The organism is Curvibacter sp. PAE-UM (genome assembly GCF_001432305.1).
Classification (GTDB): Bacteria; Pseudomonadota; Gammaproteobacteria; order Burkholderiales; family Burkholderiaceae_C; genus Hylemonella.
In genome coordinates this window covers 2,476,996-2,492,127 of sequence record NZ_KQ483358.1, presented here as the reverse complement: position 1 = coordinate 2,492,127, position 15,132 = coordinate 2,476,996, and the positions used below count along the sequence as shown (strand labels likewise).

The following is a 15,132-nucleotide window of genomic DNA, read 5'->3' as shown; positions in this document are numbered from 1 at the left end:
ACCCGGTCCTCAGGCTCACATCGCCTGCTGCAGCATGGTCCGGTAGTCGTCCGCACTGGCGATGCGGGGGTTGGTCTTGTGGCAATGGTCGGCCAGGGCGCCAGCAATGATGGCGTCGAACTGGCTCTCGCTCACGCCCATCTCACGCAGGCCGCTGGCCAGGCCCAGACGGGCGTTCATGTCCCGGATGGCGGAGGCGATGTCACCGGCCGAGTCCAGGCTCATCGCCTGGGCCAGACGCAGCAGGCGCGACTCCTTCTGGATCGACTCGGCACCGGCGTTGAAATTGATGACCGCCGGCAGGAACATGGCGTTGAGCGTGCCATGGTGCAGGCGCGGGTCCACGCCGCCCAGGCTGTGGCTCAGGGAATGCACGCAGCCCAGGCCCTTCTGGAAGGCCATGGCGCCCTGCATGGAGGCGCTCATCAGGTTCAGGCGCGCTTCGCGGTCGCTGCCATCCTTGGTGGCGCGCTCGATATGCGCCCAGGCGCGCTGCAGGCCGTCCAGCGCAATGCCGTCGGCCGGCGGATTGAAGGCCGGGGCCATGAAGGTTTCCATGCAATGGGCGATGGCGTCCATGCCGGTGGCGGCCGTCAGCTTCGAGGGCAGGCCCAGCGTGAGCTCGGGGTCGCAGATGGCGGTCTTGGGTACCAGAAACCAGGAATGGAAACCCAGCTTGCGGCCGTCGTCGACGATGATGAGGGCGCCACGCGCGACTTCGCTGCCGGTGCCCGCCGTGGTGGGCACGGCGATCAGCGGCGCCACTTGAGAGGTGATCTTCGGTGAGCCGCCTTCGATGGTGGCGTAGGTCTTCAAAGGGCCTGCGTGCGTGGCGGCGATCGCCACGCCCTTGGCGCAGTCGATGGCGCTGCCGCCACCCAGCCCGATCAGGCCGTCGCACTGTTGCGCCTGATAGATCGCGGTGGCAGCCCGCACGGCGGCCTCGGTCGGGTTGGACGGAGTCTGGTCGAACACAGCCGCACGCATGCCGGGCAGGGCGTCGAGCGACTTCTGCAGCAGGCCGGCCGCCTTGACCCCAGCGTCGGTCACGATCAGCGGGCGGCTGATGCCGTTTCGCTCGCACTCCTGTTTCAGCAGCCTGATGGCGCCGAAATCGAACTGGACCTGGGTGATGTAGTAGATAAGCGCCATGGTTTTTTGTCTCCGCGGTGTACGATCAAAACTCCGAATCCAGCCACTTTAGCAAGCAAATCCCCACCGATGAGTCACCAACGCAACCCGCGGGCCCTGCTGACCCCCGCCATGCACCAGGTGCTGGACCGCATGGCGCGCACGCGCCAGCTGCCCCTGCATGCATTGAGCCCGCAGCAGGCGCGCCAGGTCTACGAGGTGGGCTCCAGCATGCTGGACATCCCGGGCCACAAGCTGGCACGCGTGCAGGACCTGAGCATCCCGGCACACGACGGCCACGCCCTGCCTGCCCGGCTCTATGCGCCCACGCAGGAGCAACTGCCGGTGCTGCTCTACTTCCACGGCGGCGGCTTCACCATCGGCAGCGTGGCCACGCACGATGCGCTGTGCCGGCACCTGAGCCATCTGGCGCATTGCGCTGTGGTCTCGGTGGATTACCGGCTGGCGCCCGAGCACAAGTTCCCCACGGCCTCCAACGACGCCTGGGATGCCCTGCAGTGGCTGGCCGCACAGGCCGGGGCACTGGGCCTGGACGGCAGCCGTCTGGCCGTGGGGGGAGACAGCGCGGGCGGCACGCTGGCCATCGTGAGCGCCATCGAGGCGCGTGACGCCGGCTTGCCGCTGGTCCTGCAGTTGCTGTTCTACCCGGGCTGCGCCGCCCACCAGGACACCCCCTCGCACAAGACCTTTGCCGAGGGCTTCGTGATCGAGGAGCCGCACATCACGTATTTCTTCCATCATTACGTCAACACCCCGGCCGACCGCGACGAATGGCGCTTCGCACCATTGCACGCGCCGGATGTGGACGGCGTGGCGCCGGCCTGGATCGGCCTGGCCGAATGCGACCCGCTGGTGGATGAGGGGGTGATGTACGCCGACAAGCTGCGTGCCGCCGGCGTGGCCGTCGACCTGGAGATCTACCGCGGCGTGGTCCACGAGTTCATCAAGATGGGTCGCGCCATACCTGAAGCCCTGCAGGCCCACGCCGATGCCGCACGGGCCCTGAGACACGCCTTCCGGACAGCATGACCAAACACTCCATCACCCGCGCCGACTTCCGCTTCTTCCACCGCCTGCGCGTGCGCTGGGCCGAGGTGGACATGCAGAAGATCGTCTTCAACGCGCACTATCTGATGTACTTCGACACCGCCGTTGGCGACTACTGGCGCGCGCTGGCCTTGCCTTACGAGGCGGCCATGCAACGGCTGGGCGGCGATCTCTACGTGAAGAAGGCCGGCGTCGAGTACCACGCCTCGGCGCGCTACGACGACCAGGTCGACATCGGCCTGAAGTGCGAGCGCATCGGCAATTCATCCCTGCTGTTTCGTGGCGGCGTGTTCCGCGGTGAGCAGCTGCTGGTGGAAGGTGAACTGCTGTACGTGTATGCCAATCCGGCGACGCAGAAATCGCAGCCGGTGCCGCAGTCCTTGCGCGACACGCTGACCGGCTTCGAGGCCGGCGAGCCCATGCTCGACCTGCGCCTCGGCCGCTGGGAACAGGTCGGCGAAGCCGCGCGCGCCGTGCGCACAGAGGTCTTTGTCCAGGAACAGCAGATTCCACTCGAACTGGAGTGGGACGAGGATGACGCGGACGCCCTGCACGCGGTGGCCATCAATCGCCTGGGCATGCCGGTGGCGACGGGCCGGCTGCTGCAACACGCCCCGGGCGTGGCACGCATCGGCCGCATGGCCGTCACGCGGGTGCTGCGTGGCGGCGGCCTGGGCCGCGATATCCTGCAGGCACTGATGCGGGCCGCGGCGCAGCGCGGTGACCGCGAGGTAATGCTGCACGCCCAGCGCAGCGCCGAAGCCTTCTACGCGCAGCAGGGGTTTGTCGCGCGCGGCCAGCCCTTCGACGAGGCCGGCATCCCGCACATCGAGATGGTCCGGTCCCTGACCTGATCTCAGATGTCTTCGAGCAGGGCGTAGGGCAGGGGCAGCAGGGTCAGGGGCTGGCCACCGGGCTGGCCGAGTTGCAGAGCCCCCTGGGCAGATGCCGTCTGCAACGACACGATGGCGTCGAAGCCGCCGCCTGGAGCTGCGGCCGCCTGGGCCACGGTGCCGCAGGGCTGGCTGGCATCGGCCGCATCGAAAACTTCCTGCCCGGCCTGCATCTCGGATGCGCTGTGCGCCAGGTAGCCGCGGCGCTTGAGCGTGCCCCGGAACTGGCTGCGCGCCACCACTTCCTGCCCGGGATAACAACCCTTCTTGAAATTGACACCGCCCAGGGACTCGTAGTTGAGCATCTGCGGCACGAAGGCCTCGAAGATGGGCTGGGTCAACGTGGCCACGCCGCTGCGCACCTCGCCCCAGAGCCAGTCCTCGTGTTTCAGGGCGGGAACCGCCGGGAGCGGCGTGCCGGCCGGCGCCACCCACAAGGCGCGGGGCGTGCCATCGGCCGGGTAGAGATGCACCAGGGTGGCGGCGCCCAGATCATGGCGACTCCAGGGCGCGTGCGCGCCGGGCGCCAGGGCCTGCACAGCCTCGCCGGCCAGGCCGCACAGGGCCACCTCGGCACTGGCATCGCTGAGTTTCACCTTGGAGCGCAGCACGAACATGGACAGGCGCTTGAGCGTGGGCGCCAGCAGGTCGCGGCTGCAGACGAGCAGGATGTCGGTGTGGCTGCGCTTGAAAGCGATGAAGCTGGCCTGCATGCGCCCCTTGGCCGAGCAGAAGGCCGCCAGACGTGCTTCGGACAGGCCCAGCAGGGAAAAGTCCTGGGTGAGCTGGCCATGCAGGAATTTGGCGGCATCTTCGCCTTCGGCGCGGATCACCCCAAGATGGGGCAGGGAAGACAGGCCGTTCAGAATGGAGTTCATGAGGGTGAATTATCATCGTCTGCCATAGACATGAATTCCTTAGGGCTGTGAAATTTCTTGCATCGCTTTTTTTCCTGCTGGCCAGCCTGCTGTTTGCCGGCACCGCCTGGTGGCTGCAGCAGCCCCTGAGCCTCACGGCTGACACCGTGGAACTGACCATCGAGCCCGGCACCGGCGCACGCACGGTGGTGCGCTCCCTGGTGGACGGAGGGGTGCAGGTGCAGCCGCAACTGTTCTACTGGTGGATACGCCTCTCCGGGCAGGCCCGCCAGCTCAAGGCCGGCAGTTATGAGATCAGTGGTACGCCTACCCCGCGTACGCTGGTCAACAAGCTGGTGCGCGGCGAAGTGGCCCAGCGCAACGTGACCCTGGTCGAAGGGCTGACCTTCACCCAGTGGCGCGAGTTGCTGGGAAAAGCCGATCGGCTCAAGCCCGAAATCAGGGACTTGAGCGACACCGACATCATGGAAAAACTCGGCCGCCCGGGGGTGCCCCCGGAAGGGCGCTTTTTCCCGACCACCTATACCTATGCCAAGGGATCAAGTGACCTGGCCCTGCTGAGGCGCGCCCTGCAGGAGATGGACCAGCGCCTGGCGGCCGCCTGGGCCCAGCGTTCGCCCGACAGCCCGCTCAAGAGCCCGGACGAAGCCCTGATCCTGGCCAGCATCGTCGAGAAGGAAACCGGCCGCCCCTCGGACCGCGGGCAGATCTCCGGTGTCTTCAACAACCGCCTGCGCATGGGCATGCGGCTGCAGACCGATCCCACCGTCATCTATGGCCTGGGCGCCAAGTTTGACGGCAACCTGCGCAAGCGCGACCTGCAGACCGACACCCCCTGGAACACCTACACCCGTGCCGGCCTGCCGCCCACGCCGATCGCCATGCCTGGCCAGGATGCGCTGTTGGCGGCCGTCCAGCCGGCGCAGACCAGGGCCCTGTATTTCGTCTCGCGTGGCGACGGCACCAGCGAGTTCAGCGCCACCCTTGAAGAACACAACCGCGCCGTGCGCAAATACCAGCTGGGACAGCGCTGAATGCCCGGCCTGTTCATCAGCTTCGAAGGCATCGACGGCGCTGGCAAGTCGACCCACATCGAAGGCCTGGCCCAGGCCTTGCGCGCGCAAGGCCGCCATGTCACGCTCACACGCGAGCCCGGTGGCACGCCGCTGGCCGAAAAGCTCCGCGCCCTGGTCCTCAACGACCCCATGGACGCCATGACCGAGGCCCTGCTGGTCTTCGCTGCGCGCCGCGACCACCTGCAGCAGCTCATCGAGCCGGCCCTGGTCCGTGATAACGTCGTGCTGTGCGACCGGTTCACCGACGCCACCTATGCCTACCAGGGCGGTGGGCGAGGGTTCGATCTGGCCGTGCTGCGTGTGCTGGAAGCCTGGGTGCAGGCCCTACCCGGCACCACGGCCCTGCGTCAGCCCGACCTGACCGTGTGGTTCGACCTGGACCCCGTCATTGCGGCACAGCGCCTGGCGGGCGCGCGCGTGCCTGACAAGTTCGAAGCGCAGCCGGTCGAATTCTTCCGCCGCGTGGCACAGGGTTATGCGGAACGCCTGGCCCATGACCCGCAGCGCTTTGCCCGCATCGACGCGGCGCAAGTCCGGGAAAAGGTCTGGCAGGACGTGTTGGCCGCCGTACGTCAAAGGGGATGGCTGGCATGACGCAGGAAACCACCCTGGCACCCTGGCTCGCTCAGCAAAGTCGCCAGTTGCTGGCCCAGCGCGGCCACGCCTGGCTGCTGCAAGGGCCGTCCGGCCTGGGGCAGTACAGCCTGGGCCTGGCACTGGTGCGCGCCTGGCTGTGCGAGCAGCCGACGGCGCAGGGCGCCTGCGGCAGTTGTCCATCGTGCCATGCGATCGATGTGCGCACCCATGCTGATCTGTGCGTGTTGATGCCCGAGACCGTCATGCTGGAACTGGGCTGGCCCCTGGACGAAAAATCACAGAGCGACATCGATGAGAAGAAACGCAAGCCCAGCAAGGAAATCCGTATCGAGGCCATGCGCAACGCCATCGAATTCGCCCAGCGCACCAGCGCGCGCGGGCGCGGCAAGGCCGTGCTGGTCTACCCGGCCGAGCGCATGAACCATGTCACCGCCAACGCCCTGCTCAAGACCCTGGAAGAGCCGCCTGGCGACGTGCGCTTCGTGCTGGCCAGCGAAGCCGCGCACCAGCTGCTGCCCACCATCCGTAGCCGCTGCCTGACCCACACCATGGCCTGGCCGTCCGAAAGCGAAGCCCTGACGTGGTTGCAGGGGCAGGGCCTGGCTGCAGCCGATGCCCGCACGCTGCTGCGCGCGGCGGGCGGACGGCCCGACGATGCCCTGGCGTTTGCAGCCACGGGGCGCGAGCCCAAGAGCTGGCGCAGCCTGCCGCGCGCCATGCAGCGCGGCGAGCTTGCCACCGTGGCCGACTGGAGCCCGGTCCAGCTGATCGACGCGCTGCACAAGCTTTGCCATGACCTGCTGGCGCTGGGCAGCGGCGCAACACCACGCTATTTCGACGCTGGCGACCTGCCGCCGCCGCCCGCCTTGCCGGTGCTGAGCGCCTGGCAGCGCGAGTTGGGGCAGGAGAGTCGCAGCGCGGAACACCCATTCAACACCGGCCTGATGATCGAAGCGCTTGTGAGTCGTGCCCAAACCGCTCTAAACTAGCAGCTTCGCATCGCCCCGCACCATGTCCACAGCCCCCACCACCAGCACACCCCGCCCCAGCGTCATCCAGCTGGCCATCAAGGAGAAGGCTGCGCTCTATGCCGCCTACATTCCCTTGTTCGCTGAGGGCGGCGTGTTCATCCCGACCACGCGCGAATACCGCCTGGGCGATGATGTCTACGTGCTGATGTCCCTGCCGGACGACAACCAGCGCTATCCGGTCGCCGGCAAGGTGGCCTGGGTCACGCCCGCCAAGGCGGCCGGCACGCGCACCCAGGGCGTGGGCGTGCGTTTCCCGGCGGATGAGAAATCGCGCCTGCTCAAGAACAAGATCGAAGAGATCCTGGGCTCCCACCTGTCGTCCGACCGCACCACCCAGACCATCTGAGCGCTGCCGGGCTGCCCTCCGCGCACCGCAGGGCAGCTGTGGCCTCATTGCCATGTACACCGATTCCCATTGCCACCTGACCTTTCCTGAGCTGCGCGAAGATCTGCCGCGCATCCGCGAAGCCATGGCCCAGGCCGGCGTGAACCGGGCCCTGTGCATCTGCACCACGCTGGAGGAGTTCGAACAGGTGCACGGCCTGGCCCTGGGGTACGACAACTTCTGGGCCACGGTCGGGGTGCACCCGGACAACGATGATGTGACCGAGCCCACGCTGGAAGACCTGCTCAAGCGCGGCCGCCTGCCGCGTGTCATCGGCATTGGTGAGACCGGGCTGGACTACTACCGCCTCGGTGAGCGCACCGTGGCCGACATGGAATGGCAGCGCCAGCGTTTTCGCATCCATATCCGTGCGGCACGCCAGCTGGGCAAACCCCTGGTCATCCACACCCGTAGTGCCTCGGACGATACCCTGGCCATCCTGCGCGAGGAGGGCGAAGATGGCTCGCCCGGCGCGGCCGGCGGGGTGTTCCACTGCTTCACGGAAACCATGGCCGTGGCACGTGCGGCGCTGGACCTCGGTTTCTACATCTCGTTCTCGGGCATTCTGACCTTCAAGAATGCCGCCGACCTGCGTGATGTGGCCAGCTTCGTGCCCATGGATCGCATGCTCATCGAGACCGACAGTCCCTATCTGGCGCCGGTGCCGCACCGCGGGAAAACCAACAACCCGTCCTACGTGCCCTTCGTCGCGCAGCAGATCGCGCAATTGCGGCAATGCACGGTGGAGTCCATCGCCGACATCACCAGCCGCAACTTCGAGCGCCTGTTTTCCTCCTTCTCCCGCGACGCAGCGCAAGGCTGAATCGCTGATACCTCAGGCCTGTCCTGGGCCACTCCGCCCGGTCTTGCAACAAGATTGCAGGTTTTGTTACGGCCTTCGTTTCAAAGTTCGTGCAAATGTAAAAAACTGTAGTGTTGCTTGAGCCCCCTTCAGCCGTAGCGCAAGATTTTTTCATGTTGTTGCGCAGATGAGCCGGCGGCAACAGGAAAAAAGGCTCGTCACGTCTAGGCTGTCAACTCGGGGAGGTGGCTGTGAGCAGTGAAATCCACGCAGGGGGGATGGAGCGCACTTCTCCGTGCCCTTCAGCCCCGGTGTCTGAAGCGACATCATCGGCACGCAAGCAGGAGGTCGCCGGCCCCGCGCTCAAGCTGCTGGTCCGGGGGCTCGAACGCGACGAACGCCAGCTGCTCGACGGTCTGGTCCGGGTTTCCCTGAGGCGCTCACCGCGCCTTGAAATCCTGGACGAACACGAGGCCGTGCGGGCCGATGTGGTCCTGATCGGAGCCAACGACAGCACGGCCGTCACCTGGGCGAGGCAGCAGCCCTGGATCGAAAACAAGGCCGTGATCTGGATCGGTGGCAGCGGCCCGGTGCCGGCGGGTCACACCATCATCCGCCGGCCGGTGCAATGGTCCATCCTGCCCATCCTGCTGGCGCGCGCGCTGGAAAACGGCCCGAGCGCCCCCTCCGTGGTGCAGGCTGCGGCGCAGGACACGGCCCATAGCACTTTTCTTGGACGCTTCTCCGATCGTCCCATCCTGGTGGTCGACGACAGCCTGGCCGTGCGCAACCATCTGCGCTCCCTGCTGGAAGCGGGAGGCTTCGCCGTGAGTGAAGCCGACAGTGTGACGTCTGCGCTCAAGATCCTGTCGCATGAACGGGTGGATTGCGTGCTGATGGATGTGCTGATGCCCGGCCTCGACGGTTATGAAGGTTGCCGCCAGATCAAGTCCATGCTGCGCGGCAGCCACGCCGTGCCGGTGGTCATGCTCACCAGCAAGTCATCCCCTTTCGATCGCATCCGCGGAAAGATGGCCGGTTGTGATGCCTACCTGACCAAGCCCATCGACCCCCAGCATCTCGGCGATGTCCTTGCCGTGCATCTGCCCAACTGAATCCCCCATCCCAGGAGTACGCACCATGGCCCGCAACATCCTCATCGTCGAAGACAACCCGGTCGACCGCCAGCGCCTTGAAAAGCTGCTCAGCGAAGCTGGCTACATGGTGGCGACGGCCGCTGACGGCGTCCAGGCCGTGGCATCCGCCAAACGGAGCAGGCCCGATGCCATCCTGATGGACATCAACATGCCCGAAATGGACGGCTTTGCCGCAACCCGCGCGCTGCAGGGCGATGCGCAGACGAAAGACATCCCGGTGCTCCTGGTCTCGGCCAAGAACCAGAAGGCCGACAAGGCCTGGGGCCAGATGCTCGGTGCCAAGGGTTATGTCACCAAGCCGTTCAGCGATGAGCAGCTGCTGTCGCAGGTCCGTGCCCTGCATTGAGCGCCGGCCTTCGCACATCCGCGTCAGATCAAAGGGAGAGCAAAGATGACAAGAAAAATCCTCATCGTCGATGACACGCAGGTCGACCGCGCCCATCTCGAGCGCATCGTCTCAGAGGCCGGCCACCAGCCACTGCTGGCAGAGAACGGCGCCACAGCGCTGGAGCGGGCCAGGCGCGACCAGCCCGATCTGATCCTGATGGATATCAACATGCCGGAAGTGGACGGGTTTGCCGCCACGCGCATGCTCAAGGCCGATGAGTCGACCAGGAATATCCCCGTGGTGTTCGTCTCGGGCAAGAACCAGAAAGCCGACATGGCCTGGGGCCAGATGCTGGGTGCCAGGGGCTATGTCACCAAGCCCTACAGCCGCGAGCAGATCCTGGCGCAACTGGCTTGACTGGCGAGACCATGCAGCCGGCCATGAACGATGCGCAGACCCCGGTTCGCGCGCTGATGCCGCCCACCGAGGCGTTGCGCCGCGGATTCACGTTCGAAGGAGCGGATCCGGCAGGCACCGCACTGGCGACCGCCTACGCCACCTCCGGTACCAGCACCGGCGGGGTTGCAGCCAGCGACGAGCTGCAGCAGCGCGAGGGCTTTTTCATTGGTCACCTCGGGCTGATGATCCGTTACGAGGACGGTAGCGAACTGTCCGACATGCCTGCGACCTACCGCCTGCCGAACGCACCGGACTGGTTCATCGGCATAACCAACCTGCACGGCCTGCTGGTGCCTGTCTTTGACCTGGCGATCTATCTGGGGCTGGAGCACCAGCAGGGCGCCAAACCCATGCTGCTGGTGTTGGGGCATGGCGCGGATGCCGCGGGCGTACTCATCGATGGTCTGCCCATGCGTCTGCGGTTCAAGCCCGGCGACCGTGCGGAGGGCGCGCCGGTGCCGACCGTGCTGGAAGCCTGCGTGCATCAGACCTACTGGGCCGCCGAGCGTACCTGGATGGACTTGCAGGTGCCGGTGCTGCTGAGCAAATTGAGCGACGAACTGGCGGCCACAGGCGCATAGCCGGGCCATGGCCGCCCCCTTGATGATTGCAACGACTGGAGAGCCTTGATGAAATTGAACCTGACGATCCGAACCAAGGTGCTGGCCGGCTTCAGCCTGCTGCTGCTCCTATCCGCCGTGTTCGCCGTAGTGGCCACCTGGCAGGTGAACACGTTCCAGCGTCTGCAGGCGCTGACCGAGACCAAGTTCTCGATCATTGCGCAGGCGGAAAACTCCGTCTGGGAGCTGCGTTCCGGCTTCCCGCTGTACATGACCAGTCCCGATGCGAAACGGCGCCAGAGCATCAAGGACAGCAACCCGAAACACATCCGGGACGTCGAGCAGGGCCTGCAAGCCTACTCGGAACTGCCCAACCTGACGGAGGAAGAGGCTGAAAAGCTGAAGCAGACGAGGGCGTTTCTTGCGGAGTATGTGGCCAAGCAGCCGCTGCTTTTTGGCATGTTCGACGAAGGCAAGGTGGATGAGGTCCAGGAGATCCGCCTCAAATGGACGACCCCCGGGGCGATTGCCACCGTGAAGGGCATCACGGATTTGCGCAAGCTGGCGCAGAAGAACAACGAAGAGAGCATTGCCCAGATCCACGCGACGGCCAACCGTCTGATGGGACTGACCGGCCTGCTGCTGGCATTGCTCGGCATCGGCACGGCGCTGTATGTGTACCGCGGCATCAGCCGTCCGTTGCAGGACCTGCAGAACACGGTGGAGCGTGTGCGCGCAGGCGAGGAGTTGAAGGAAGCCGAGGGCGTCAAGTCGCAGGACGAACTGGGTGCCATCTGGCGCACGGTGCACGGTCTTCTGAAGGAACGCCGAGATGCCCAGCTCAAGGCCGAGACGGAAAACGACCGTCTGAACCAGTCGGTCATCTCGATCCTGGAATCGGTGCATCAACTGTCGCAGCGTGACCTGACCGTGAAGGCGCCCGTCACCGAGGACGTGATCGGCACCGTGTCCGACTCCATCAACTCCCTGACGGCCGAGACCTCCAAGGTGCTGCAGGGCGTGAGCCAGATCGCCGGCCACGTGGCCCAGGCCTCGGACAAGGTGCGCACCCAGGCCGAGATGGTGTCCAAGACGGCCGCGGACGAGCGCACCAGCGTGGGCAAGATGATCGAATCTCTCACCAACGCAACGCAGACCATGAACCAGGTGGCGGAGTTGGCGGAGCAGTCCAATGCATCGGCCAGCAAGGCCACGGCCGTGACGAATACCGCGCTGGAAACGGTGAACGGCACGGTCAAGGGCATGGAGTCGATCCGCGAAACGATCGCCGAGACGGAGAAGCGCATCAAGCGCCTGGGCGAGCGTTCTCAGGAAATTTCAGGCATCGTGAACCTGATCAACACCATCTCGGAACGCACCCACGTGCTGGCGCTGAACGCGTCCATGCAGGCCGCGGTGGCCGGAGAAGCGGGGCGCGGTTTTGCGGTGGTGGCGGAAGAAGTGCAGCGACTGGCCGAAAGCTCGCGGACGGCCACCCAGCAGATCAGCACGCTGGTGAACAACATCCAGCTCGAAACCAATGAAACCATCAGCACGGTGAACCGCACCATCGGCCAGGTGGTACAGGGCTCCGAACAGGCGCAAAAGGCAGGGGAGCAGATGCGCATGACCCAGCAGATCACCGGAGAACTGGTGGCCCAGGTGAAGCGGATTGCCGAGATGTCCGAGCAGCAGCGCGAGATGTCGGCCAACCTGCTGGCCTCGGTGCAGCACATCGGCCTGAGCACGGAGCGCACGGCAGACCAGATCTCGGCCCAGAACCGCGAAACCGAGTCGCTGCTGCAATCAGCGCGCCGGCTGGTGGAATCGGTCAACGTGTTCAAGCTGCCGAAGATGGCCTGAGACCGACGTCAGCATTGTTTTCCCGAGGAGGCTACGCCCGTGAAGCTGAACGACCTGATCGATGCATTGGCCGCCGAGATCGAGCTCGCCCAGCCGCAGCTCGACCGCGACCTGGACGAACTGGCATCTCTGGATGCCGCCGAGCAGGCCTTTCTGGTGGCGCTGGATGAATACAGCAGCCTGGCGCAGCGGATGGGGGAGGCTGCCGAAATGGCAGGTTTCCCCGGTCTGCAGGCTGTCTGCAACCATGTGCTCGAGAACACGCTGGCACTGCCGGGCTTGCAAAACCATGAACGCGGGGACCTGATCAGGTTTCTGCGCGCGTGGCCGCCGCTGATCATCTACTACCTGCGCAACATCTCCGATCCGACCACGGCTGCGGGCCTGGTCGACCATCTGGTGCATGCGCCCTATGCGCTGGACGAAGAGCGGGCGCTGAAGATCATGCACATGCTGGGCGCCATGCCGCTGCAGGTGCAACAGCCGGGCGGAGATGGCCAGCCGGCACGCGCGGTGCTGGCCACACCGGAAGACGTGGCACTGCAGATTCCGGCCGATGTGGATTCCAAGCTGCTGGAGGGCTTTTTCCACGAGGCGCCCGACCAGGCACGCTATCTGGTGGACCTGTCGCGCAACATGGCACAGGGGGAGGGCGACAGTTCGGATCTGATCGCCGCGCGGCGCATGGCGCACACCCTCAAGGGGTCCGGCGCCATCATCGGCCTGCGCGGCCTCGCGTCGCTGGGACACCATTTCGAGGACATCCTGGATCACTTCGAAAGCCAGGGCGGGGTCGTTGCCAGGCCCGCCGCGGATACCCTGCTGGACGCCGCTTACTGCCTTGAGCAGATGGTCGGCTATGTCACTGGCACGGACGATTACCCTCAACAGGCGCAGGAAGTGTTGCAGAGAGTCCTGGACCTGGCCAATCGCATCGACCGCGGCGAAGTGATCGACCAGGCGCTGTCACGCTCCACCTCCGTTGCGCTGGCCAGCACGGCGCCGTCACAGGTCTCCGCCCGCAGCAACGCGCCGCAATCCCTGCAGGCGGTCGCACAAGCGCATGAAGGCACCTCGTCTGCGGCGCGCAACGCCACGGCGCTGCGTGTCAGCGTCCAGCAGGTTGATGAACTGTTCCGCGTCTCGGGCGAAGTCTCGGTCAACAGCGCCGCGCTGGAGGCCCGTATCAAGCGCCTGACCGAGCACGCCCGCGATCTGATCAACCAGAATCTGCGGGTGCAGAAGCGCCTGTTCGAACTGGAGACCCTGGTCGATGTGCGTGCCCTGACCATGATGCGCGCCCGTACGCGCCGTGAGAATGAAGAGGCTTTTGATCCGCTGGAGATGGACCAGTACAGCGAACTGCACAGCACGACCCATGCACTGATGGAAGAATCCGCCGATGCCCGCACGCTCGCCTTCCGGCTCGAAGAAGACATTTCCCAGTTGACGGGGGTGCAGTCGCTGCAACAGCGCCTGTCGAAAGACCTGCAGCACTTGGTCATCCGCACACGGATGAGCCCGGCCGGCATACTGGAGCCGCGTCTGCAGCGCAATGTGCGTGCCACCTGCCAGGCCACCGGCAAACTGGCGGCGCTGACCATCAAGGGCAGCGAGGCACTGATCGACGGGGACATGCTCAATCGCCTGGCGGAGCCGCTGCTGCATCTGTTGCGCAATGCGGTCGATCACGGCATCGAATCGCCCGAGGAGCGCAGGGTTGCCGGCAAGGAGCCTGTGGGTCGCATCGAACTGGCGTATTCGCGCCAGGGCCAGCAGGTGGTGCTCCAGTGCAGCGACGATGGCCTCGGGCTGGATCTGGCCGCCATCCGCCGGCGCGGCATGGAAAGGGGGCTCATCAACCCGGACCAGGTCTTGACGGACGACGAGCTGGCTCGCCTCATCCTGCTGCCCGGCTTTTCGACGCGTGATGCCGTGAACGAAGTGTCGGGGCGCGGCGTGGGCCTGGACGTGGTGCGGGACTGGATCAGCGCCATGAATGGCACCATCCGCATCAGCACGCGGGAAGGGCAGGGCTGTACCTTCGAACTGCGCTTCGCCGCCTCGCTGTCGACCATGCAATCGCTGGTGGTGGAAGTCGGCGGCCAGCGCTTTGCGCTGCCTTCGCTGCATATCGAACAGGCCGTCCCGAGGGGAGTCGGGCGGTTCGAACGCGCTGGCGACAAGCTGGTCTACCACCACGGCAAACGGGTACTGGGCGGCCGGCTGCTGGCCGAGCTGACCGGGCTGGCCATGGACAGCGAAAAACCGCTGGATGACTACGATGCCGTGATCATCCGGGCGGACAACAAGACCCATGTCCTGGGCGTTGATCGCCTGATCGATTCGCGCGAGTTGCTGGTGAAGAACCCGGGCCGGTTTGCGCGCCACATTCGCGGCGTGGCCGGACTGTCGATCCTGGGGGATGGCAGCGTGGCCGTGAACCTGGACACGAGCCAGCTGCTTGGCAGCGAAAGCGTCCAACGTCAGGTGAAGAGCCTGCGCTCGTCCGGTACCACGGCGGCGGCGCAGAAAGACTCGCCGGGCGTGCTGATCGTCGACGATGCCTTGTCAGTCCGCACCTCCCTGATGCAATTGGTCCAGGACGCCGGATTCCGGGTGCAGTCGGCGCGCGACGGCATCGACGCCATCGACACCCTGGGGTCCTTCAATGCGGACATCGTGCTGACCGACCTCGAAATGCCCAATATGAACGGCATCGAGCTCACCACCCATATCCGCAACCGCGACGATCTCAAGGCGGTGCCGGTGATCATGATCACCTCGCGCTCCCAGGACAAGCACCGTCGGCTGGCCGAACAGGCTGGCGTCAGCAACTACATCACCAAGCCCTACAACGAGGGCGAGCTTCTGCAGACCATACGCGAGGCGCTGGTGGCATGA

General features: G+C 65.6%; 15 protein-coding genes. 13 read left to right on the top strand and 2 right to left on the bottom strand.

The features are described 5' to 3' along the window. Positions 1 to 15: 15 nt before the first annotated feature. Complete coding sequence (locus tag AO057_RS12070) at positions 16 to 1,152, bottom strand: iron-containing alcohol dehydrogenase (RefSeq protein WP_057676187.1); 1,137 nt, start codon at positions 1,150 to 1,152, stop codon at positions 16 to 18. A gap of 69 nt (positions 1,153 to 1,221) precedes the next feature. Between AO057_RS12070 and AO057_RS12065 the strand changes: the two genes are divergently transcribed. Both AO057_RS12065 and AO057_RS12060 read left to right on the top strand, forming a co-directional pair. Continuing rightward, entirely contained in the window at positions 1,222 to 2,181 is a 960-nt protein-coding gene (locus AO057_RS12065) for an alpha/beta hydrolase (RefSeq protein WP_057676186.1), read from the top strand. Beyond that, the gene (locus AO057_RS12060; protein ID WP_057676185.1) at positions 2,178 to 3,053 is read left to right on the top strand and encodes a YbgC/FadM family acyl-CoA thioesterase; all 876 of its coding nucleotides are present in this window, start codon (positions 2,178 to 2,180) and stop codon (positions 3,051 to 3,053) included. Before AO057_RS12065 ends, AO057_RS12060 begins: the two co-directional genes overlap by 4 nt. 2 nt (positions 3,054 to 3,055) lie before the next feature. On the opposite strand, the gene AO057_RS12055 is transcribed toward AO057_RS12060, so the two are convergent. Then, positions 3,056 to 3,970: a CAF17-like 4Fe-4S cluster assembly/insertion protein YgfZ gene (locus tag AO057_RS12055; RefSeq protein WP_057676184.1), complete on the bottom strand. Its 915-nt coding sequence runs from the start codon at positions 3,968 to 3,970 to the stop codon at positions 3,056 to 3,058. Between the two features lie 47 nt (positions 3,971 to 4,017). Between AO057_RS12055 and mltG the strand changes: the two genes are divergently transcribed. From mltG to AO057_RS12000, 11 genes are all read left to right on the top strand, one after another. Then, the gene (mltG, locus tag AO057_RS12050) at positions 4,018 to 5,004 is read left to right on the top strand and encodes an endolytic transglycosylase MltG (protein ID WP_057676183.1); all 987 of its coding nucleotides are present in this window, start codon (positions 4,018 to 4,020) and stop codon (positions 5,002 to 5,004) included. Next, positions 5,005 to 5,640 carry a dTMP kinase gene (tmk, locus tag AO057_RS12045; protein ID WP_057676182.1) on the top strand — a complete coding sequence of 212 codons (636 nt, stop codon included), beginning with the start codon at positions 5,005 to 5,007 and terminating at the stop codon, positions 5,638 to 5,640. Next, positions 5,637 to 6,632, top strand: coding sequence for a DNA polymerase (locus tag AO057_RS12040; RefSeq protein ID WP_057676181.1), 996 nt, complete (start codon positions 5,637 to 5,639; stop codon positions 6,630 to 6,632). The genes tmk and AO057_RS12040 overlap by 4 nt, the downstream gene beginning before the upstream one ends. 22 nt (positions 6,633 to 6,654) lie before the next feature. Further along, positions 6,655 to 7,020, top strand: coding sequence for a PilZ domain-containing protein (locus AO057_RS12035; protein ID WP_057676180.1), 366 nt, complete (start codon positions 6,655 to 6,657; stop codon positions 7,018 to 7,020). A gap of 52 nt (positions 7,021 to 7,072) precedes the next feature. After that, positions 7,073 to 7,882, top strand: a complete 810-nt coding sequence (locus tag AO057_RS12030; protein ID WP_057676179.1) for a TatD family hydrolase — start codon at positions 7,073 to 7,075, stop codon at positions 7,880 to 7,882. Between the two features lie 290 nt (positions 7,883 to 8,172). Then, the gene (locus AO057_RS12025; protein ID WP_057676178.1) at positions 8,173 to 8,976 is read left to right on the top strand and encodes a response regulator; all 804 of its coding nucleotides are present in this window, start codon (positions 8,173 to 8,175) and stop codon (positions 8,974 to 8,976) included. 25 nt (positions 8,977 to 9,001) lie between these two features. Beyond that, positions 9,002 to 9,364, top strand: a complete 363-nt coding sequence (locus AO057_RS12020) for a response regulator (protein WP_057676177.1) — start codon at positions 9,002 to 9,004, stop codon at positions 9,362 to 9,364. A 45-nt stretch (positions 9,365 to 9,409) separates the two neighbouring features. Next, positions 9,410 to 9,763: a response regulator gene (locus tag AO057_RS12015; RefSeq protein ID WP_057676176.1), complete on the top strand. Its 354-nt coding sequence runs from the start codon at positions 9,410 to 9,412 to the stop codon at positions 9,761 to 9,763. A gap of 23 nt (positions 9,764 to 9,786) precedes the next feature. Next, positions 9,787 to 10,386 carry a chemotaxis protein CheW gene (locus AO057_RS12010; RefSeq protein ID WP_168163369.1) on the top strand — a complete coding sequence of 200 codons (600 nt, stop codon included), beginning with the start codon at positions 9,787 to 9,789 and terminating at the stop codon, positions 10,384 to 10,386. A 48-nt stretch (positions 10,387 to 10,434) separates the two neighbouring features. Beyond that, positions 10,435 to 12,228, top strand: a complete 1,794-nt coding sequence (locus tag AO057_RS12005) for a HAMP domain-containing methyl-accepting chemotaxis protein (protein WP_057676174.1) — start codon at positions 10,435 to 10,437, stop codon at positions 12,226 to 12,228. Positions 12,229 to 12,267: 39 nt separating this feature from the next. Further along, a complete protein-coding gene (locus AO057_RS12000; RefSeq protein ID WP_057676173.1) occupies positions 12,268 to 15,132 on the top strand; it encodes a hybrid sensor histidine kinase/response regulator in 2,865 nt (954 codons plus the stop codon).